Source organism: Methylobacterium tardum (assembly GCF_023546765.1).
GTDB classification, from domain to species: domain Bacteria; phylum Pseudomonadota; class Alphaproteobacteria; order Rhizobiales; family Beijerinckiaceae; genus Methylobacterium; species Methylobacterium tardum.
The window spans coordinates 3,093,757-3,112,596 of the sequence record NZ_CP097484.1; the positions used below are offsets into that span (position 1 = coordinate 3,093,757).

Consider the following 18,840-nt stretch of genomic DNA (forward strand, 5'->3'; position numbering starts at 1 on the left):
ATCATGACAGCTACGATCATCCCGCTGAGATCCAGCCGTGATGCCACATCCGCACTCGCCACCTTCGACGTCGCTGCGGCAGCGCTGCTGACAGAAGGAGGAGCAGCCAGTCTGTCGGCGGCAAGGCTCGACGTGATCTTACAAAGGCTACGGGCGCAGCGAGCCGAACTGGTCGCATTGATCACCGATCTGCAGATGCGCGGATCGAGCGGTAACGCACAGCTCGACGCCATTAACGCGGACCTGGGCGGCGAAGCTGACAAAGGACTGGCTCAGATCGATCTGCTGATCCGGCATATCGAGGCACGCACTACGACAACCGAGTGCAGTGGCGCGATGGGATGAGCATGCTTCTGCTAATCACCGATGACGTCGCTCGGGGCAGACGTCTGTCACGCGATCTCGGCACGCGTGGATCCTGCCACGTACACGACCTCTACGATGACAGGCTGCCGTCCGCGCAGCACGACTTGATCATTAGCGACATCGAGGCGCTCACTTCGGACGCCTTCATTTGCCTGCGCCGCGCTCTGTCCCAAGTTCGTGGTGACGGCGTACCGTACCTCTTCCTCGTGCACGGCAACGTAGCCCGGGCTGAAGCGCAGGCTCAGATCCTCGGTGCGAGCGCGACGGCCGGGATACAGCAGATGATCGGAGCGGTGGATCGTCTGCAGGAACGATCGATCTCGGCTATCGTGCAAAAGCAGGCCAGCAAGGCCAGACTATTCTTCAGGCAGAGCCTCTTCTCAGGCGGCCCGATCACGCCTGCCATCGCCGACACCGGGACCGATTTGGTCAACCGCGCCGTTGGCGAGAGCGGCATCTACGACTGGGTCAGAGCGGTCCAGCAGTTCGACGATGCCACACACCAGCATTGCCTGCTCGTGGCCGGTCTTACAGCGGCCTTCTCGGGCATGCTCGGGCTGCGCACCGCCGATCGCCACCGGCTGACGCGGGCCGCCTTACTGCACGATGTCGGCAAGATCCAGGTGCCGATGGAGATCCTGAACAAGCCGGATCGGCTCACGGACGCGGAGATGGCGGTGATGCGCACGCACGCCGAGCATGGACACACGATGCTCGTGAGCGCGGGCTTTGACGCTGACCTGCTGGCGGCCGTCCGCTCACACCACGAGATGCTCGACGGCAGCGGCTATCCAGACGGGCTGAGGGGGTGGGAGATCCCGGACTTCGTGCGCCTGGTGACGGTCTGTGACATCTACGGCGCGCTGATCGAGCGCCGCCCGTATCGCGAACCGATGCCCGGCGGGAAGGCCTACGGGATCGTACAGGGCATGGCTGGTCGGGTGGACGGTGACTTGGTCCGCGCCTTCCGACCGGTTGCAGCGGCGTTCGGCCCTTTCCAGTGAAAGTGACATGCCGACCCGATAATAGGCGGTTCAATGGAGACGGTCGCCCGGATCGCCTGACGTCATGTTGCGTGCCAACAGCCTGCCCGCGACCATCAGCGCCTGGCTTAGTACCGGCAGCATCTCCTTGGCGCTGTCCTGCTCGATCAGCCCATGTGCCATCAGCAAATGGTCGACAACGAGGTCGAGCGTCGAGCATGGGGGCGTCGTCGGGCTCATAGGAGTTGGGACGAAGCGCGCCAAGGTTCCGTAGGCAGTCAGTGGCTCCGAGCCACTTGGCCTGATTTCCGTCAACGAACCAAGGTACCCAAGGAAGGTCCGTCCGGGAGGGCCGAATGAGGGCACAGCACCACCGGTGACCCAAGCGTAGCTCCCATCAGCGCGGCGTAGACGGTGCCGAAAGCTGTACTCGCTCTGCTGGACGTGAGCACTGCGCAGAAAATTGACAGCTATCTCGCGATCGTCTGGATGCACGGCATCCAGCCAACCATGCTTGGTCGCCGCCGCCCCATCTCTTCCTGTAAATACGCACCATTCAGGGCTGACGTAGGTGACCTCGCCATCTGCACCCGTGACGAAAATCATCCTGAATACTCCTCGACCTCGGTCTCTCAGCGAGTCTGGAACCTAGGGCGCAGACCCCACGAGCGAACCGCCTTATCGAGGGCGATACCAGTACGTTTCAACTAACATGACTGATACTATCGCGATTTTGAAGCCGCGGAACAAATTTCTCGAGATACAAATTGCACTGTTGCCATGAATGAAATGGACAAGCCCGATCGGGCAACTCTTCGCCGGCTCGCTGAGGCACTCGGCGTGCCTGTGGAACAGTTCTTCAAAAACGCGATGTCTACAGAAGCTACCGCCGATGGGGACGAATGTCTGCGCCTCTGGCTCAGCATCAGAACGGCTGAAGGGCGAGCGCGAGCGCTCAAAATGCTACGGGAGATCGTAGAGGAGAAAGCTTAGGAGATGGCAGTAACCATCTTATGAGTAGGGCCCGCTGAACAGGTCACCCAACGCCTTCCGCCGGAACAGCGTGCGCCAGCGCCGCCGCTTATGCTCCGGACGGTCGTGGATCATGTGGCAACGCTGGCAGGAGGCTGCCAGGTTGGCGTCCGCGTTGTTCCAGGTGTCGTGGTCCCTATGGGCAGCGGCGAGGACGACGCGGGTCTGGCGCACGTGACCGAGGATGTCGGCTTCTGCCGCGATCCGGATCCGCCTATCCGATCCATCGCGCCACCGGCCGGCTTCCGCATCCCACCAGCGGCCATCGCCGAGGTGGTCGACCATCCGCCCGTGCGGCCGCCCGCAGCCCTCACAGCAGCCTTTCGCCCGCCCGAACCGGATCACGGCCGAGAGCTGCGCCCAATCGATGGGATAGAAGAAGCGGTGTTCGGGCCGGATCGGCATGGTGGCCGCACTGTGCCACCTGCCGTGAAGAAAGCGTAGCCATGCCGTTCGGGACCGAAGCCGATCGGAACATCACTCTGTCCTGACCTGTTCTCGACATAAGCGAGCAGGATTGTCATCGGCCGCGACAAGAATAGGTCCTACGGTCCCAAGGAGCAAGCTATGGGACTGTTTACTTTCAACATCAAGACTTTGGATGATCTGTTTGTACATCAGCTGCAAGACATCTACTATGCTGAGCAGCAGATCACAAAGGCCCTGCCGAGGATGATCAGCAAGGCTGCGGATCTGCAGCTTAAGCAAGATTTTGAGGCGCACCTGATCGAGACGGAAGGTCAGATCAAGCGCCTTGAACAATGTTCCAAATGCACGGCCACAAGCCAAAAGCGGTCGACTGCCCGGCAATCGACGGTATCATTATAGAGGCAAACGAGACCGTCGGCGAGATTGGCGACAAGGAAGTGCTGGACGCCGCGCTGCTCGCCTCGGCTCAAGCCGTCGAGCACTACGAGATCACGAAATACGCTACGCTGATCGCTTGGGCGAAGCGGCTCGGCCGCGACGACTGCGCCAGTGTGCTGCAGCAGACCTTGGACGAAGAGAAGGCCACGGACCAAAAGCTCACTGCCATGGCCGAGAGCAAGATCAACCAAAAGGCTGCTTAGCGGCTGCGCTTCGGAGGCGGCCTACGAAGCCGCCTTTAGGGCGTCTCTGCAAAGGGGTTCACAGGCTGGGAGGTCAGGCCCATGTGGGCTTGATGCGACGCTTTGAACTGACCGACGCGCAGTGGGAGCAGATCGCCCCGCTGCGGCCTCCGCAGAAGCCGCGCACGGGCCGGCCTGCGGAGGATCACCGGCAAGTCCTCAACGGCATGCTCTGGATCGAAGCGCACGGGCGCACCCTGGGAGGATCTACCGGCGCGCTGGTGCTGTGGGAACGGTGTCGAGCCGGTTCTACCGGTGGCGCAAGGCCGGCGTGTTTGACCTGATGCTGCAGGGGCTGCAGGCGCAGGCGGACGCGCGCGGCGACCTCGACTGGGACCTGCACTTCGTGGACGCCACGGTGGTGCGCGCCCACCAGTACGCCGCCGGGGCACGCCGGTCCGGCGCCATCGGGGGTGAGGCGACCGTCGAGGGCATGGGCGAAGCGCTCGGGCGCAGCCAGGGCGGCTCCTCATCCTGAGCCTGTCGAAGGATCGACCAAGCTGCATCTGCGTGCCGAGGGCGGGGGTAAGCCGATCACGGCGGTGCTGATGGCGGGCTGTCGATCTCGATATGGGCCGGCAGGATGGAGGTAGGCGCTCTGTCCTCATCGCCGACCAAGGGCTTGAGCAGCGGCGGCGCGATCCAGTCGTGGGAGAAGGCCCCGTGAGGCTGGAACAGGCCGCTGGCGCGACAGGTTGCTTTTCGAACCTCCTAGCGCCAGCCGAGACAATCCAATGGTCCGTGTGTCTCCCTCCCTGAGCATGGCCGTCGCCGTGTTTGCCTCTATGGCGCTTACCGCACCCGCGCAGGCTCAGACTAAGCCCGGTGAGATCAAGGGTTTCGACGCGATGGGTGATAAGGGCCGAAGCGCGCAGGACGGCTGGAGCCAAGCTCCGGTGCCGCGGGAGGAGTCGGCTGCCAAGGATGCACCGAACCCCGGTGGCCACTCGATCGCGGAGAACAAGGATCGGCCGGTTCCGGCTGCGAACCCGACCGGCGACTCCGCGCACGATCCTCAAGCTCCTTGCCGAACCGCACGGCATCACCGTCGGGCACCAATCCGGCGGAGCCTTCAAAGTAGCGCGCTTCGGCCCAGACACGACGGGCCATTTCGAGCCTCCTCGTACTACAGCCCTACAAGGTAGAGACCGCCGATGAAATTCTACTGGGGACCGCACACCTGTGCGATCGGCATCCACATCCTGCTGGAGGAGATCGGCAAGCCCTACGAGAGCGTGAAGATGGACGTAGCCGGAGGCGCTACGCAGCAGGAGCCGTTCAAGTCGGTCAATCCCAAAGGCAAGGTCCCAACCCTCGTGGGAGATGATGGGACGGTGATGACCGAGTACGGCGCTATCGCCACGTGGCTTGCCCGCACAAACCCGGACAGGAGTCTGATCCCAGCAGATCCTGAAGCCGAGCGGCGGGGCATTGAGGTGATGGATTACTCGATCGGCACCCTGCACCTGCAAGGCTTCGGCCGGATCTTCAAGACGGCGAACTACGAGCCGCAGGACATACTTCACCAGACGCTTAAGCTCGGCCAAGGCTCGGTGAAGGAGCAAGGCCGCGAGATCATCGATCAAGCGTTAGCCATCCTGGACCGTCAAATGGCGGACCGCGCCTACGTGGCGGGCGACGCATTCACGATCGGCGACACCGCACTGTTCTACGCCGAGCGCTGGGCGCCGCAGCAAAACATCCCGCTCCCTCCAAACCTCGCGGCACATTTCGAACGAATGGCTGCACGGCCCGCGGTGGCTCGGGTGCGCCAGATCTGGGGCGAGGTATGAGGTTGCTGCCTACGCCTAGGCCTTCAGGTCGATCCCACCCCACTCTGACCATGGGGTGGGGAACAGCCAATAGCACTGAGCCCGGCTCGACACGCACTCTGGCTCAACGGGTAAGATGGAGTTGGTGACTTGGCAGGCGCCTGAGCGACCTTGAAGTTCAGGCCAGTCCGTCCTCGGCCGCCTTGTCTGGATCATCTGATCTGCGCTCGGCGGCCTTGACTGGGTCTTTGCTCTCCGGCTCGCTCCCGGTCGTCGGATCGGGGGTGTTGACACCCCTAATTGGCACGGTGGACGGCTGAACGCTCTCGCCTTCAGGCTTGTCGGGCTCGGCCATCATGCTGGCAGCCATCTCTATCGTCCTCGGAGGAAGAAAAACCAGATCAGGATGAGGACGGGGATCGGCACCCCCAGCAGCCAGAGCAAACTACCTGTCAGCATGGTGTCCTCAGCTTCTATCGCGATTGATGGCGTTCACGGCGCCAGAGCGCGACCGCCACACGCCGGGCCTCGCAGCTTCGCCGCAACGGCGTGCCGAGCCCGCCCTGCCCTTCTGGAGCGTACCTATAGATCAGCGCCCCGTCCGGGCCGTAGGTTCGGCGCATCTCATCACGCCAGAGCCGATCCGCGGACGTGAGGGCGGCTTCCGTGAGAGCCAAGCGGGTGGGGTCCGGCAGGGTCATAAGCAACTCCGCGCGCATATCGCTCAACGCGGCGATCAAGGTGGAGGTCCCATAGTTGGGCGCATTCCTTCGGGATCACTCACGCCGTGCCCGGTCCGCCTCCTCGCCCGCTACCGCTTCGGCCGCGCCGATGACGTTCTCCAACTCGGCGACCTGGCGCAGCGGGCTTCCGGCGGGCAGCCCATCGTGCTCGGCCATCGCCAGAATGAGCGTGCGCTGGTGCGCCTTCAGGCGTTCGAGGAGAGCATAGGGCTTGTCGGTGATGGGCGACCTGTAGCCGCCGAATGAGGGCTCAACAATCGAGCACTCGGATCAGATAACGTGCTTTCTTGCTCACAATTAACGCTGTTAACTATTTTATAACAGAGGTTAATTTTGTGTTGGCACAAAGCCCTAATTGTGAGGAAATACGTAGGCGGGCGAGGGCCCGCTACGTCCTCCGAGGTCATCATGGTTCGGGTTTCGGCGCCCAGGCTCTCGCTTCGCCTGGGTATGCGCACGCTTGCAAGCCTCGCTGCGCCGCCTCTGCTCCTCCTCGCCGGGACGGGATCCGCCAGCGCCCACGTGAAGTGGTTCTGTGCCTACGACGTCGCCGGCCAGCCCCGCGGCCTCGAACAGGTGCTCTGCGCGGACTTCGAGTGGCTGACCGTCCTAGCCCTGGCCTGCCTGATGTTCGGCTGCCTCGCCGAGGGCACGCCGCTGGGCGGCGCGCTGCTCAACGCCCTCGACCGCGTGACCGCGCGGATCCGCACCGATACCGAGCTGCTGGTGCGCGCCACGCTGGGCTTCTTCCTGGTCTCGCTCTGGGAGCTCGGCGGCATCATCCTCACGCCCGAGCTGAAGACCGATGTCGCCTGGATCCCGTGGCTTCAGCTCGCGATGGCGGCCTGCCTGATCTGGCGCCGGACCATGCCGATCACCGGCCTCGGCCTCGTCTTCCTGTTCAGCTTCGCGACGGCGCAGTACGGCCTGTTCCACCTCGCCGATTATCCGATCTTCCTCGGCATCGCCGTCTATCTGATCGCCCAGGGTCTCGGTTTTAAGCCCTTCGACATCCGGTCGCTCGACCTCGTGCGCTGGACAGCCGCCATCACGCTGATGTGGGCCTCGATCGAGAAGTGGGCTTATCCCGACTGGACGGCCCCGCTCATCGCCGCCAAGCCGCAGATGACGATGGGCGCGACGCCCGAGCTGTTCATGCAGGCCGCCGGCGTCATCGAGTTCTCCCTGGCCTTCGCGCTGATCTGGACGCCTCTCGTTCGCCGCACCTCGGCGATCATCCTGGCGGCGATCTTCGTCTCGGCGATCGCCGAGTTCGGCAAGGTGGACGCGATCGGGCACTCCGGGATCATCGTGGTGCTTCTGGCGATCGCCGCCGACGATGCCCGCGCGACAGTGAGGGTGCGGGATGCCGCCTGGGCGCCAGCGTACTATGGCGGCGCGCTGGCAGCCTTCCTGGCGCTGTACTACCTCGGGCACGAAGTCCTTTTCGATACCGCCGTCGGACAGGGTGACTGGCCGGTGATCTGACGGGGCCTGCCGGACGGCAGTGCCCATCTCACTGGACGTGGATCGTGAGCTTCATCTTCGGGTGGATACCGCACCGGATGATGAAATCGCCGGGCTCCTTGAGTGTCAGCGTCGCTTGCTCGCCGGGCCCCTGATCGCCGGCGTCGTACGCGAACCGGTCCGCCTCGATGAAGGCGTGGTGGACGGAGTTGTCGTCGCCGTTGACGAGGGTGATGGTGTCACCCTGGCGCAGGAACAGGTCGGTGGGATCGTAGTGCCGCCCCTTCTGCAGCACGATGCGCACGACGCTGGACAGGCTGGCTTGGGCCGGCCCAAGCGCCAGTAGCGCCGTCACGAGAGCGATGGTAGTGCCGCGGAGTAGCGGGCGGCGCAGGTTGCAAATGGACACGGCTACAACTTCTATAGAGTAAGTAATCTGGGCATGACTATAGCGTTGAGTGCTTGCTTGCCGCCTAGCTTGGATTTGTATTGTTCAGTAATCTCGCTCCTGCTTCGCGCATCATCTTTGATATGGATTGCATCTACGGTATGCCCGCAACCAATTGTTAATGAATGGCGATCCTGCCGCCGTGCGTCGGGCTTGGTTCCGGCACAGGAGCTCCAGCGAGACCACCGCATAGGGTCTGTGCTGAGCCATGGGAATGAAGGCGGTGTTCACGGCGTCCTCCACAGGACGTGGCTAGACCTACCATCCGTCGCATATGAGGGCGATACACACGCCCGTTCCGAAGCCGCTCGCTGCAACGTTCAAGATGGCTCCCCGTTATTGCGCGAGATGCTACAGCGCAGCTTGATGCGCGCGGGAGTCCACGATGACCTCCACACCTCCAGATCGCGCGAAGCCGGATCCCGTCGAGAAGGGGCACTCCCTCGCTTGGACCCTAGCTCTGACCACTGCACTTCTCGGCATCGTAGCTTTGCCGCGGCGTACAGCACGCACGAGGCCTACCGCTAAGAAGGGGTCGGATGGTCAGGCCGGAGCGGCACGCCAAGCTTCGCCTTCTCACAGTGGCGAGGAGGCCCACGAGTTAGCTCGCACTCAGGCTGATCGAGGACGCCAAGCATCGAAGCCCACAGAGATCCCCGTCAAGGGCTGGAAGGACATCGCGCTACGCACCTACCGTGATGTGGGCGAGAACCGGATCATGCTGGTGTCGGCCGGCGTCACCTTCTTCGCTCTGCTGGCGATCTTCCCGGCGATCGCCGCCCTGGTGTCCGTCTACGGGCTTGTGGCTGACACCTCGACCATCAACGACCAGCTCGCCAGCCTGCAGGGCATCCTGCCTCAGGGAGCGCTCGACATCGTGAGCGAACAAATCAAATCGCTCGACCAGAAGGGCAACGCCACTTTGGGTTTAAGCCTGATCGTTGGTGTGGCCCTGTCGGTGTGGAGCGCCAACGGCGGGATGAAGCACATCTTCGACGCGCTCAACCTCGTCTACAACGAGCGCGAGAAGCGAAACTTCTTCGTGCTCAACCTCGTGTCGCTGGCGTTCACGGCCGGCGCGCTGCTGTTCCTGATCATGGCGCTCGTTTCAGTCGTGGTGCTGCCGGTCGTGTTCGAGTTCATCGGCATGGGAAAGGACGCGTGGTGGCTGGCCCTGCTGCGCTGGCCCGTTCTCCTGCTCGCCGTGCTCGGCGGCCTGGCGGTACTCTATCGCTACGGCCCGAGCCGGGACGCGCCACGCTGGCGCTGGGTCACGGGAGGCAGTGCCGTCGCGGCGGTGCTCTGGCTCGGGGGCTCGCTGCTGTTCTCGTGGTACGTCGCCCATTTCGGCAGCTACAACAAGACCTACGGCTCGCTCGGTGCCGCGATCGGGTTCATGACCTGGATCTGGATCTCTACGACGATCGTGCTGCTGGGTGCCCAGGTGAACGCCGAGATGGAGCATCAGACTGCCGAGGACACGACAGTGGGTGAGCCTCAGCCTCTCGGCACGCGGGGAGCGAAGATGGCCGATAACGTCGGTGCTGCGGCGGAATAAGGTGTTTTTGCCCCTTTGGAACGCAGATCCTGGATCCCGACAACCTGAGGGGGCAGTGCCTACCTGTGCAGTATGCGCTACGTCACCTGACCGGCTGGCTTTGGACCGGGCTGATTGAGAGGATCAGCCAGGACCAGAGAAGTCGGACATGCGGCGAGGTCAGAAGACGAACGCGGAGCAGATCGTGTTGAAGCTGCGCCAGATCGAGGTGCAGACAGCCCAGGGCAAGAGTTTGGCGTTGGCGGCTCCTGCGGCGACATCTGCTTCGATGCATTCTCCATCCAGAAGCTGACCGGCAGGAGACCACCCATCCCGGTCATAGGCCTCTGCTTCATCGACGACCTGGAAGCAGGCCTACCCAGAGCGCGCTCGGTCGCGCACGCCCGCAGAACGCCGCGTCGCTCCGTAACCTGCCTCTTATGCGAATGTGCCGCCGCAGCCGTCACGGCGAACGTCCGCTATGGAGTGGCGTCCGCGGCTTCGTGAATGACCGAGATGGGCGCCAAGCCGAATGCCCGCTCCGGCGCGCGATGGCGATCCGACGTGACGGAGTTTGGCCGATAGCTGCCCGTCCGCTTCGGAGCTCAAGAGGCAGGTAAGCGGACCTTCCGCCCGGCTGAAATACCCGCGCCGAATTTCGGTTCAGGAACTCACCTCTCCGTCATTCTGAGGGCACGCCCGCCCGTGCTCTAAACAACGTGCAGCCAATCTCCACTACCTTGACGCGGCTGTGACCACCCTCGCCGGGAACCTCGCAAACAAGGTCACCAACATCATCGACCTGCTGCAGATCAAGAACGGCAGTTAGGTCTTTGTTGATAGCCGACCCAGTGTTGCGCTGTGGAGCACCAAAGTTCCGCACTAGTAAAACCTAGAGTTGACGTGGCCGCCTTCTCAAGACGGCGGCCACGTTCGCTCTGAGAGGGCGAATCAGATCGTCACCTGCCGGAGCAGCAACCCCGACGGACGCGTGCGGAGGTTCCCATGGGTCTCACGTCGGTGCAGTTGGCAGCGCGGCCTTGGCTAGGCCGGCGCTTTCTCCACCTGGTACCGTAGCCACACCATCCCGCCTTCGAGCGTCTCGGTGGACATGTGCCGGAGAGCCTGCCCCGCCCCAGGTCGCTCGTCGGGCTCACCCGGGTACTCGAAGATGCTCTGCACGCCGGCGAGGCCGTCGACGGCCGGGTGGATGAGCACGCTGATCTCGTCGCCGATGAGGCCCGCCTTCAGGAAGGCGCCGTTGATGGCCGCGCCCCCCTCCAGCAGGAGGGTCTCGACGCCGAAAGTCTCACCCAGCGCGTCCATGGCCTTCGCGAGGTCGCGACCGTCCGGGCCCGCGAACACGTAGGACACGCCGTCCTCGCGCAGCTCGGCGAGGTACGCGTCGGACACCGCCTCGGACAGAACCGCGACGGCATGGTCGCCGAGGAGGCTGTCCTGCCCGTAGTGGACCTTGCCGTGCGGGTCGATGGCGACCGCGAGGTCCCGTTCCCGCCGGTCGCCGACGAACGGCTCGCGCGACGTGATGCCGGGTCCGGTCACCGTCCGGGCCTTCCCCTTCGAGATTTCCTGCATGGTCACGCGCCCGCACATCCAGCCCTGGGCGCCGAACCGGGCCGAGACCTCGTCGTAGTGCTTGCGGAGCCGTGCGGCATCGACGCCGGCGGCCGGCACGGTGAAGCGGCTCGGATGCAGCTTGCCGTCGATGGACGTCACCATGTGGCAGATGATCTTCGGTCGCATGCTGATCGCGTCCTTCCTACCTTCCGAAGCGGTGTCGGTAAGCGCGGCGGCCCGCGACCGCCGAGCGGGGCCGCCCGTCACGGCACGGTCATCCCGCCGTCGACCGTGATGGCCTGGCCGACCACGTAGCTCGCCGCCGAACTGGCCAGCCACAACACCGCCGCGGCTATCTCCTCGGGGCGGCCCGCCCGGCCGATGGGGGTGCCCTTCTCCATCTCGGCATAGGCGCCGGCGTCCCCGTCGGCGACGTCGCGGGCGATCTGCGTGTCGATGAGGCCGGGGTTCACCGCGTTCACCCGAATGCCCTTCTTAACGTACTCCAGGGCTGCCGTACGGGTCAGGCCGACCACGCCGTGCTTGGAGGCGATGTAGGCACCGATGCCGGGGTTGCCGGTCAGCGCACCGACCGAGGCGTTGTTGACGATGGCCCCGCCGCCCTGGCGCTCCATCTGCCGCAGTTCGTGCCGCATGCAGTTCCAGACGCCGCGGAGGTTCACACCCATCACGCGCTCCCAGTCTTCCGGGGAGCTCTCGGCGGTCGGCGCGATCCTGGCCATGACCCCGGCGTTGTTGAAGGTGGCGTCGAGGCGTCCGAACTCGGCGATGGTGCGCTCCACCAGCGCGGCGACCTGGACGTCATCGCTGACGTCACACCGTACGGCGATGGCCTTATGCCCCGCGGCAACTAGCCGCTGCGCGGCCGCCGTGACGGCATCCTCCTTGAAGTCGGCGAGCACGACGGCGGCGCCTGCCTCGGCGAAGGCCGTGGCGGTGGCCAGTGCCCATGCCGGCGGCGGCGCCGGTGACGAGGGCGACCTTGCCCTTGAAGTCGTAGGTCGGGTTCATCACGATTCCTCGTTGTGGCTGACGTGGGTTTCGCAGGTCGGCCGGTCCGAGCGGATCAGCGCTCGCCGGTGGCACGGTCGGCGCGGGCGGACAGGAGCGCCGCCACGGAGCACGCGACGAGCACGAGCGCGCTGAACGTGAAGGTCGCCCGGTAGCCGGCATGGTCGAACAGCAGCCCCCCGAGGGCCGCGCCGCCGGTAATGGCGAGCTGGACCACCGCGACCATCAGGCCGCCGCCGGCTTCCGCGTCGTCCGGCAGGGCCTTGCTGACCCAGGTCCACCAGCCGACCGGCGCCGCCGTGCCGATCAGGCCCCAGAACGCAAGAAGGACGGCCACCGTGGGCAGCGACGACCCGAGCGCGATCAGGGCCACCGAGAGGAGAGCCATCGCCAGCGGCATGACGACCAGCGCGCCGAACAGACGCGTCTGCAGGATGCGGCCGATGACGGAGGTACCCACCAGGCCCGAGACGCCGAGCACCAGCAGCAGCGCCGACAGCGTCGAGGTGTCCACCCGGGTCACGGTCTCCAGGAAGGGCCGCAGGTAGGTGAACAGGGCGAACTGGCCGAGGAAGAACAGCGCGGCCGCGAGCATGCCGAGCGGCACCCGGGGCCGGCGCAGGACCTTGAACGTGGCGAAGGCGTCCGCCCGCGTCCGGTTCGGCATCGCCGGGAGGGTGAGGAACAGCCAGGCGAACGTCACGGCCGCGATCGGCACGACGCAGAAGAAGGCTCCGCGCCAGCCGATGTACTGCCCGACGAAGCTTCCGAGCGGCGCGGCGACCGTGGTGGCCAGGGCGTTGCCGCCGTTGAGGATGGCCAGCCCGCGCGGCACGTCCTCGGCCGGCACGAGACGCATGACCGTCGCCGCCGACAGCGACCAGAAACCGCCGATCACCATCCCGACCAGCGCCCGGCCGCCCAGGAACACCGCAGCGTTGGGCGCGAAGGCGACCGCGAGCCCGGAGACCAGCATCAGCACGGTCAGCCCGAGAAGGAGCGCGCGCCGGTCGAGCCGCGGGGTCGCCGGCGCGATGAACAGGCTGGTCAGCACGGCGAACAGGCCGGAGACCGCGATGGCTTGCCCCGCCTGACCCTCGGTGAGGTGCAGGTCGGTGGCGATGGGCGTGAGCAGGCTCACCGGCATGAACTCGGACGCCACGAGGGTCGCGGCGCACAAGGACATGGCGAACACCGCGCTCCAGCCCTTCGCCGGCAGCGTGCCCGCGTCTCTCGCGAAGGGGGCCTGCCCCACGCGGATCGAGTTGGTATCGGCTGTCAAAGGTCGTCTCTTTCCTGGTTTACGTTCATGTCGGTCTTCAAGAGCATCGGCAGACGCGACGTGCCGCTCTGGGATGAGGCGCTCAGCCCGGTCGCTTCTCGAAGACGGCTTTGGCGACGGAGACGGCGGACAGCGCCTTCGGCCAGCCGGCATAGAAGGCGGGTGGGTCAGGACCTCGCCGATCTGCGCCTTGGACAGGCCGTTGTTCATGGCTCGTTCGAGGTGGAACGGGAGCTGCTCGGCGTGGCCGCCGGCCACCAGGGCGGCGACCGTCACGAGGCTGCGGTCGCGCGGGGCCAGCCCGGGGCGGCGCCAGACGTCCTTGAACAGGACGCCGTTCGTGTAGCCGACCAAGCCGGGCACGACGCTGCCGTAGACCTGCGCAACCGCGTCCGCCCTGTGTTTGTCGGTCGCCTCGTCGACCGCCAGTGGCGGTGCGTCGGCCGCCGGCAGTTGGTCGGCCTTGATCCCGCGCTCGGCGAAGACGCCCTTGGCCACGCTCGCCGCGGAGAGCGCGTTCGGCCAGCCGGCGTAGAACGCCAGGTGGGTGAGGGTCTCGCTGAGTTCGGCCGGCGTCACCCCGCCGTCGAGGGCGCGATTGAGGTAGTGCGCCAGCAGGCCCCCGGTCTGCCCCTCCGTGACGAGGGCGGCGACGGTGACCAGGCCGCGATCGTGCGCCGACAGCCCGGGTCGCTTCCAGACCTCGGCGACGAGCACGTCCTCGGTGTAGTGGCCGAGCGCCGGCGCCACCGCCTGCATGTCCTTGGGCGACGGCGCGGCTCCGGGCACGACCTGCTGCGCCAGGACGGGCTGTGCCGCCGCGATGCCGAATGCGGCAAGGAGCGCGGAACGGGTGGATCGAGGGAGGAATCCCCGCATCGTGGTGCCCTCATTCAGGGTTGGTTGGTGACGGTCTGGGACCGCATCAAAAGGAGCGCGATGCCGGCCGCGCATGCCACGGGGATTGCGCTGGTGAGGAACACCGCCCCGAGACCGGCATGGCCCGCCACGAGGCCGAGCGCCGGCCCGGCGATGCCGAGCGCGAGGTCGAGGCAGGCGGTGTAGGCGCCCATGGCCGTACCGCGGCTCTCGGGCGGGGCCCGGCGCACCGCCTCGACCCCGAAGCCAGGGAAGACGAGCGCGTAGCCGAACCCCGTCAGGGCGGCGCCGGTCGCGGCCACGCTGACCGACGAGGCCGTGCCCATCAGGACCAGGCCAGCCGCCTCGATCAGCACGCAGGCCAAGGCAACCCTGGCGCCGCCGTGCCGGTCGGGCAGGTGCCCGAACAGGAGCCGGGCCGCGATGAGGGCCACGGCGTAGGCCGTGAACGCGAGCCAGACCGGCTGCCAATCGTGCGCGGAGAACAGCAGGGCGCTGAAGGTGATCAGGGCCCCGAACCCGATGCTGCTGAGGGCGGCGGCGACGCCCGGCAGCCAGATCCGGTCCAACACGGAGAGGAACGAGGGAGCCGCCCGGTTCGCGGGCGCGGCGCCCTGGACGGGCATGATCAGCAGCAGGGTTGCGAGCGGCGCGAGGACCGTCGCACCGGCGACCGCGGCGAAGCCCCCGCTCGCGTAGAGCGCCGTGCCGAGCGGGGCACCGGCGGCGAAGGCGGCGAACATCGCCGTTCCCGTCCAGGCGATAACCTTGCCGGCGTTCGATGTGCCGGCACGCGCCAGACCCCAGGTGGTCGCACCGGTGATGATGAAGCTCTCCGCCCCGCCGAGCACGGCGCGCCCGGCCAGGAGGATGCAGGCCGAGATCCAAGGGGACCCGACGAAGGCGAGCGAGGCGAGGTACAGCCCACCGGCCACCGATGCCGCGGCCAGCCCCACGGTTACGGCGCGCTTCGGCCCCTGGGCGTCGGACATGCCACCCGACCAGAACCGCGCCACCATGGAGGCGGCGAACTGGCAGCCGGTCACCAGCCCGACCATGAACGGGCCCAGACCGAGACCGTGATGGACGTGCAGGGGCAGAACCGGCAGGGCCATGCCGATCACCAGGAACGCGACGAACACGACCCCGAGCAGCGGCGTCAGGGCCGCCGCCACGGTCGAGCCGGCCGCCGGTGAGGCGGGCGCGAGGGCGCTGGGCATGGTCAGGGCTTGCCCGCCTCCGGCGCCACCGGGGACGCGTACTGCTCATCGGTGACCTTCTCCATCCACTCGACGTTCCTGCCGTCGACACTCTCCTGGATGGCCTCGTGGCTCATGCCGGTGGTCGCGGTGGCGCCGTGCCAGTGCTTCACGCCCGGGGGCGTCCAGACCACGTCGCCCGGCTTGAGCAGGCGCTTCTTGCCGTTCCACTCCTGCACCCAGCCGGTGCCGGAGGTGACGATCAGAACCTGCCCAGCGGGATGCGTGTGCCAGGCCGAGCGGGCGCCGGGCTCGAAGGTGACGTGGCCGGCCGAGAGACGGCTGTCCGGGGCGGCGAATTGCGGGTCGACCCGCACCAAGCCGGTGAAGTTGGCCTCGGGCCCCTTCACCGACGGGCGCGAGCCGTTGGGGAACACCTGCATGCCCTCGGCGAGGGCCGGGCTGGAGGCGAGCAGGCCAAGCGCGAGCATCGCCGCGACGGGACGGACCATCACCGGCCTCCCGCGAGAGGCCCGTAGCCGGGCTTCTTGAGGAGCTTGTCCGCCTGCCCGGCGATGTCGGGCCCGTAGACCTCGTCGGTCCATTCGGACGGCGCGACCTCAACCATGGCGACGGAGACGGCTTCGTCCCCGTAGCCGAGGATCGAGGTCACCGACTTCGTGATGGCGTCGGCGAGGTCATGCTTCTGGCGGTCAGACTTGCCGGGCCAGAGCTTGACGGTGACGTGGGGCATGGCTTCGTTCCCTCGGGCTAGGCCGGCGATTACGGCCGGTACTGCTCGTCGCTGACCTTCTCCATCCAGGTCACCGGGCTGCCGTTGAGCGCCTCCTGGATGGCGATGTGGCTCATCGCGGTGGTCGGGCTGGCGCCGTGCCAGTGTTTCTCGTTCGCCGGGAACCAGACCACGTCGCCGGGGCGGATCTCCTCGATGGGACCACCCTCGCGCTGGACCAGGCCCATACCGGCGGTGACGATCAGCGTCTGGCCGAGCGGGTGCGTGTGCCAGGCGGTGCGGGCGCCCGGCTCGAAGGTGACGAGCGCCCCGCCCGCGCGGGCGGGCTCATTGGCGCTGAACAGCGGGTCCACCCGCACGGTGCCGGTGAACCAGTCGGCGGGGCCTTTACCGGAGGGCTGCGAGCCGGCGCGCTTGATGTCCATGGTGGTTCTCCTGTGTCTCGTGGCTCAGGCCTTCAGCGAGGCCATGTCGATGACGAAGCGGTACTTCACGTCGCTCTTGTTCATCCGGGCGTAGGCGTCCTCGATGCCCTGGATGGGGGTGAGCTCGATGTCCGAGGTGATCCCGTGGGCGCCGCAGAAATCGAGCATCTCCTGGGTCTCCGGGATGCCGCCGATGAGGGACCCGGCCACCGCCTTGCGCCCCATGATCATCGGGACCGATCCCAGGGCCGGCTCCAGCGGGCCGAGGTAGCCGACCAGCACCAGCGTGCCGTCGAGCACCAGGGTCGGGATGTACGGGTTGAGGTCGTGCACGTTGGGCACGGTGTCGGCGATGAGGTCGAACCGGCTCTGCACCGCCTGCATCTGGCCCTCGTCGGTCGAGAGCACGACGTGGTCGGCGCCGAGGCGGCGGGCGTCCTCCTCCTTGCTGGGCGAGCGGGTGAACAGGGTGACCTCGGCCCCGAGCGCCTTGGCGAGCTTCAGGGCCATGTGGCCGAGGCCGCCGAGCCCCACGACCGCGACCTTGCTGCCCGGGCCGACCTTCCAGTGCCGCAGCGGCGACAGGTGGTGATGCCGGCGCAGAGCAGCGGCGCGGCGCCGGCCTGGTCGAGGTTGTCGGGGATCCTGAGAACGAACTTCTCCGTGACGACGATGCGCTCCGAGTAGCCGCCGAAGGTCGGCATGCCGTCGTGGCGGTCGGCGCCGCCGTAGGTGAAGGTGGCGACCTCCTCGCAATACTGCTCCAGGCCCTTCCCGCAGGCGGCGCAGTGCTGGCAGGAATCGACCATGCAGCCGACGCCGACGAGGTCGCCGGCCTTGAACCGAGTCACCCGCGGGCCCACGCTCGCCACCCGCCCGATGATCTCGTGGCCGGGCACGAGCGGGTACTGCGTCCCGCCCCAGTCGTCGCGGGCGGAGTGCAGGTCGGAGTGGCAGACGCCGCAGAACAGGATGTCGATGACGACGTTGTCGGTGCGCGGGTTGCGCCGGGTGAATTGGTAGGGTGCGAGCGGGGTCTCGGCCGATTGCGCGGCGTACCCGAGGACGTCCATCGTCATGCCGGTGCGAACCTTCGCTTCGTGGGACGCCGGCGCTGCCGCCGGCTGTGCATGACGGCAAACTATCCCTCGCCCGGCATACCGATTAGCCGCTAAAACCCGCTAGCTGTCAGAAGCAGGGCTAATCAATGCCGCGGGAGAACCTCAACGACCTGGTCGCCTTCCTGGCGGTGGCGCGCGAGCGCAGCTTCACTCGCGCGGCGGCGCAGATGGGCGTCTCGCAGTCGGCTCTGAGCCAGGTCGTAAAGGAGTTGGAGGCGCGGCTCGGCCTGCGACTGCTGACGCGCACCACGCGCAGCGTGTCCCCGACGGAGGCCGGCGAGCGGCTGCTGCAGAGCCTGGGGCCGCATCTTGACGGCATCGAGGCAGGGCTCGCGGCCCTGACGGAGCTAAGGGAGAAGCCGGCCGGCACCGTGCGGATCAACGCGGACGAGCACGCGGTCGCCGACGTGCTGTGGCCGGCGCTGCGGAAGGTGCTGCCCGACTATCCCGACATCCACGTGGAGCTCGTCACCGACTACGGCATGACCGACATCGTGGCCGAGCGCTTCGACGCCGGCGTGCGGCTCGGCGAGGTGGTGGCCAAGGACATGGTCGCGGTGCCCATCGGCCCGGACATGCGCATGGTGGCGGTCGGCTCGCCGGCCTACTTCGCCCGCCGGCCTGCGCCGCGCACGCCGCAGGACCTGACCGGCCACACCTGCATTAACCTGCGCCTTCCGACCCACGGCGGCTTGTACGCCTGGGAGTTCGAGGAGGACGGGCGCGAGATCCGGGTGCGGGTCGAGGGCCAGGCGGTGTTCAACACCGTGAGCATGATCCTGCGGGCGGCGCTCGACGGGTTCGGCATCGCCTACCTGCCGCAGAGCCAGGTGCAGGAGCATCTGGACAGGGGCGAGCTCGTCTGGGTCCTGGAGGACTGGAGCCCGCCGTTCCCCGGCTACCACCTGTACTACCCGAGCCGGCGCCAGCACTCGGCCGCCTTCCAGTTCGTCGTCGACGCCCTGCGATACCGCGGCGGGGCGGAGAGCAAGGCCAAACTCGATCAGGGCTAGTGGCCGGAACCTGACGCCTGGTACCCACCCCTGAAAGTCCGAGACGGTTGGTGAGCGGAATTTGCCACTCCGCCAGCGAGCATGCATTCGGTTGCTTGCC

Annotated in this window: 17 protein-coding genes and 5 pseudogenes; 8 read left to right on the forward strand and 14 right to left on the reverse strand. The window is 66.6% G+C overall.

Annotated features, from left to right (window positions below):
• The first annotated feature begins 3 nt into the window (after nt 1–3).
• Together M6G65_RS14815 and M6G65_RS14820 are read left to right on the forward strand one after the other, a co-directional pair.
• Nucleotides 4–345 carry a hypothetical protein gene (locus tag M6G65_RS14815; protein ID WP_238199607.1) on the forward strand — a complete coding sequence of 114 codons (342 nt, stop codon included), beginning with the start codon at nt 4–6 and terminating at the stop codon, nt 343–345.
• Nucleotides 342–1,370, forward strand: a complete 1,029-nt coding sequence (locus M6G65_RS14820; RefSeq protein WP_238199606.1) for an HD-GYP domain-containing protein — start codon at nt 342–344, stop codon at nt 1,368–1,370. The genes M6G65_RS14815 and M6G65_RS14820 overlap by 4 nt, the downstream gene beginning before the upstream one ends.
• Nucleotides 1,371–1,400: 30 nt before the next feature.
• Here M6G65_RS14820 and M6G65_RS14825 read toward each other — a convergent pair whose 3' ends face one another.
• Nucleotides 1,401–1,955 (reverse strand): PAS domain-containing protein, encoded by a 555-nt coding sequence (locus M6G65_RS14825; RefSeq protein ID WP_238199605.1) that lies wholly within the window; start codon nt 1,953–1,955, stop codon nt 1,401–1,403.
• A gap of 405 nt (nt 1,956–2,360) precedes the next feature.
• Complete coding sequence (locus M6G65_RS14830) at nt 2,361–2,786, reverse strand: hypothetical protein (protein WP_238199604.1); 426 nt, start codon at nt 2,784–2,786, stop codon at nt 2,361–2,363.
• Nucleotides 2,787–2,948: 162 nt separating this feature from the next.
• Here M6G65_RS14830 and M6G65_RS14835 point away from each other — a divergent pair.
• The 3 genes and pseudogenes from M6G65_RS14835 (at nt 2,949) to M6G65_RS14845 (ending at nt 5,283) form a co-directional block, all read left to right on the forward strand.
• Nucleotides 2,949–3,451, forward strand: a pseudogene (locus M6G65_RS14835) (YciE/YciF ferroxidase family protein).
• A 92-nt stretch (nt 3,452–3,543) separates the two neighbouring features.
• Nucleotides 3,544–4,053: pseudogene (locus M6G65_RS14840) on the forward strand (IS5 family transposase); the annotation flags it as partial.
• Between the two features lie 591 nt (nt 4,054–4,644).
• The gene (locus tag M6G65_RS14845; RefSeq protein ID WP_238199601.1) at nt 4,645–5,283 is read left to right on the forward strand and encodes a glutathione S-transferase family protein; all 639 of its coding nucleotides are present in this window, start codon (nt 4,645–4,647) and stop codon (nt 5,281–5,283) included.
• 157 nt (nt 5,284–5,440) lie between these two features.
• Here the strand turns inward: M6G65_RS14845 and M6G65_RS14850 are convergent, their stop codons facing one another.
• Nucleotides 5,441–5,632 carry a hypothetical protein gene (locus M6G65_RS14850; protein ID WP_238199600.1) on the reverse strand — a complete coding sequence of 64 codons (192 nt, stop codon included), beginning with the start codon at nt 5,630–5,632 and terminating at the stop codon, nt 5,441–5,443.
• Between the two features lie 406 nt (nt 5,633–6,038).
• Nucleotides 6,039–6,161, reverse strand: a complete 123-nt coding sequence (locus M6G65_RS33480; protein ID WP_283214911.1) for a hypothetical protein — start codon at nt 6,159–6,161, stop codon at nt 6,039–6,041.
• Between the two features lie 294 nt (nt 6,162–6,455).
• Between M6G65_RS33480 and M6G65_RS14855 the strand changes: the two genes are divergently transcribed.
• On the forward strand, nt 6,456–7,493 hold the full coding sequence (locus M6G65_RS14855) for a hypothetical protein (protein WP_250104109.1): 1,038 nt from the start codon (nt 6,456–6,458) through the stop codon (nt 7,491–7,493).
• Between the two features lie 28 nt (nt 7,494–7,521).
• On the opposite strand, the gene M6G65_RS14860 is transcribed toward M6G65_RS14855, so the two are convergent.
• Nucleotides 7,522–7,881 carry a cupredoxin domain-containing protein gene (locus M6G65_RS14860; protein WP_238199456.1) on the reverse strand — a complete coding sequence of 120 codons (360 nt, stop codon included), beginning with the start codon at nt 7,879–7,881 and terminating at the stop codon, nt 7,522–7,524.
• A gap of 424 nt (nt 7,882–8,305) precedes the next feature.
• Between M6G65_RS14860 and M6G65_RS14865 the strand changes: the two genes are divergently transcribed.
• Nucleotides 8,306–9,478 carry a YihY/virulence factor BrkB family protein gene (locus tag M6G65_RS14865; protein WP_238199453.1) on the forward strand — a complete coding sequence of 391 codons (1,173 nt, stop codon included), beginning with the start codon at nt 8,306–8,308 and terminating at the stop codon, nt 9,476–9,478.
• Between the two features lie 1,023 nt (nt 9,479–10,501).
• On the opposite strand, the gene M6G65_RS14870 is transcribed toward M6G65_RS14865, so the two are convergent.
• The 9 genes and pseudogenes from M6G65_RS14870 to M6G65_RS14910 form a co-directional block, all read right to left on the reverse strand.
• On the reverse strand, nt 10,502–11,221 hold the full coding sequence (locus tag M6G65_RS14870) for a RibD family protein (protein ID WP_250104110.1): 720 nt from the start codon (nt 11,219–11,221) through the stop codon (nt 10,502–10,504).
• A gap of 77 nt (nt 11,222–11,298) precedes the next feature.
• Nucleotides 11,299–12,067 (reverse strand): annotated as a pseudogene (locus M6G65_RS14875) (SDR family NAD(P)-dependent oxidoreductase).
• Nucleotides 12,068–12,122: 55 nt separating this feature from the next.
• Complete coding sequence (locus M6G65_RS14880; RefSeq protein WP_238199461.1) at nt 12,123–13,322, reverse strand: MFS transporter; 1,200 nt, start codon at nt 13,320–13,322, stop codon at nt 12,123–12,125.
• Between the two features lie 249 nt (nt 13,323–13,571).
• Nucleotides 13,572–14,303: pseudogene (locus tag M6G65_RS14885) on the reverse strand (carboxymuconolactone decarboxylase family protein); the annotation flags it as partial.
• Nucleotides 14,243–15,448 (reverse strand): arabinose transporter, encoded by a 1,206-nt coding sequence (locus M6G65_RS14890; RefSeq protein ID WP_238199448.1) that lies wholly within the window; start codon nt 15,446–15,448, stop codon nt 14,243–14,245. The gene M6G65_RS14890 and the pseudogene M6G65_RS14885, both read right to left, overlap by 61 nt.
• A 2-nt stretch (nt 15,449–15,450) precedes the next feature.
• The gene (locus M6G65_RS14895; protein WP_238199459.1) at nt 15,451–15,870 is read right to left on the reverse strand and encodes a (R)-mandelonitrile lyase; all 420 of its coding nucleotides are present in this window, start codon (nt 15,868–15,870) and stop codon (nt 15,451–15,453) included.
• Between the two features lie 68 nt (nt 15,871–15,938).
• On the reverse strand, nt 15,939–16,181 hold the full coding sequence (locus M6G65_RS14900) for a tautomerase family protein (RefSeq protein ID WP_238199447.1): 243 nt from the start codon (nt 16,179–16,181) through the stop codon (nt 15,939–15,941).
• Nucleotides 16,182–16,210: 29 nt separating this feature from the next.
• Nucleotides 16,211–16,606 carry a (R)-mandelonitrile lyase gene (locus M6G65_RS14905; protein WP_238199446.1) on the reverse strand — a complete coding sequence of 132 codons (396 nt, stop codon included), beginning with the start codon at nt 16,604–16,606 and terminating at the stop codon, nt 16,211–16,213.
• A gap of 24 nt (nt 16,607–16,630) precedes the next feature.
• Nucleotides 16,631–17,679: pseudogene (locus M6G65_RS14910) on the reverse strand (NAD(P)-dependent alcohol dehydrogenase).
• A gap of 134 nt (nt 17,680–17,813) precedes the next feature.
• Between M6G65_RS14910 and M6G65_RS14915 the strand changes: the two are divergent.
• Entirely contained in the window at nt 17,814–18,740 is a 927-nt protein-coding gene (locus tag M6G65_RS14915) for a LysR family transcriptional regulator (protein WP_238199445.1), read from the forward strand.
• Nucleotides 18,741–18,840 lie beyond the last annotated feature (100 nt).

What these genes read in the sequence shown, in the direction of transcription:
- M6G65_RS14915 (WP_238199445.1), top strand. Translation starts at nt 17,814, where the DNA reads ATGCCGCGGGAGAACCTCAACGACCTGGTCGCCTTCCTGGCGGTGGCG.
- M6G65_RS14815 (WP_238199607.1), top strand. Translation starts at nt 4, where the DNA reads ATGACAGCTACGATCATCCCGCTGAGATCCAGCCGTGATGCCACATCC.
- M6G65_RS33480 (WP_283214911.1), bottom strand. Translation starts at nt 6,161, where the DNA reads ATGGCCGAGCACGATGGGCTGCCCGCCGGAAGCCCGCTGCGCCAGGTC.
- M6G65_RS14895 (WP_238199459.1), bottom strand. Translation starts at nt 15,870, where the DNA reads ATGCAGGTGTTCCCCAACGGCTCGCGCCCGTCGGTGAAGGGGCCCGAG.
- M6G65_RS14900 (WP_238199447.1), bottom strand. Translation starts at nt 16,181, where the DNA reads ATGCCCCACGTCACCGTCAAGCTCTGGCCCGGCAAGTCTGACCGCCAG.
- M6G65_RS14890 (WP_238199448.1), bottom strand. Translation starts at nt 15,448, where the DNA reads ATGCCCAGCGCCCTCGCGCCCGCCTCACCGGCGGCCGGCTCGACCGTG.
- M6G65_RS14850 (WP_238199600.1), bottom strand. Translation starts at nt 5,632, where the DNA reads ATGGCTGCCAGCATGATGGCCGAGCCCGACAAGCCTGAAGGCGAGAGC.
- M6G65_RS14820 (WP_238199606.1), top strand. Translation starts at nt 342, where the DNA reads ATGAGCATGCTTCTGCTAATCACCGATGACGTCGCTCGGGGCAGACGT.
- M6G65_RS14825 (WP_238199605.1), bottom strand. Translation starts at nt 1,955, where the DNA reads ATGATTTTCGTCACGGGTGCAGATGGCGAGGTCACCTACGTCAGCCCT.
- M6G65_RS14855 (WP_250104109.1), top strand. Translation starts at nt 6,456, where the DNA reads ATGCGCACGCTTGCAAGCCTCGCTGCGCCGCCTCTGCTCCTCCTCGCC.
- M6G65_RS14845 (WP_238199601.1), top strand. Translation starts at nt 4,645, where the DNA reads ATGAAATTCTACTGGGGACCGCACACCTGTGCGATCGGCATCCACATC.
- M6G65_RS14865 (WP_238199453.1), top strand. Translation starts at nt 8,306, where the DNA reads ATGACCTCCACACCTCCAGATCGCGCGAAGCCGGATCCCGTCGAGAAG.
- M6G65_RS14905 (WP_238199446.1), bottom strand. Translation starts at nt 16,606, where the DNA reads ATGGACATCAAGCGCGCCGGCTCGCAGCCCTCCGGTAAAGGCCCCGCC.
- M6G65_RS14830 (WP_238199604.1), bottom strand. Translation starts at nt 2,786, where the DNA reads ATGCCGATCCGGCCCGAACACCGCTTCTTCTATCCCATCGATTGGGCG.
- M6G65_RS14870 (WP_250104110.1), bottom strand. Translation starts at nt 11,221, where the DNA reads ATGCGACCGAAGATCATCTGCCACATGGTGACGTCCATCGACGGCAAG.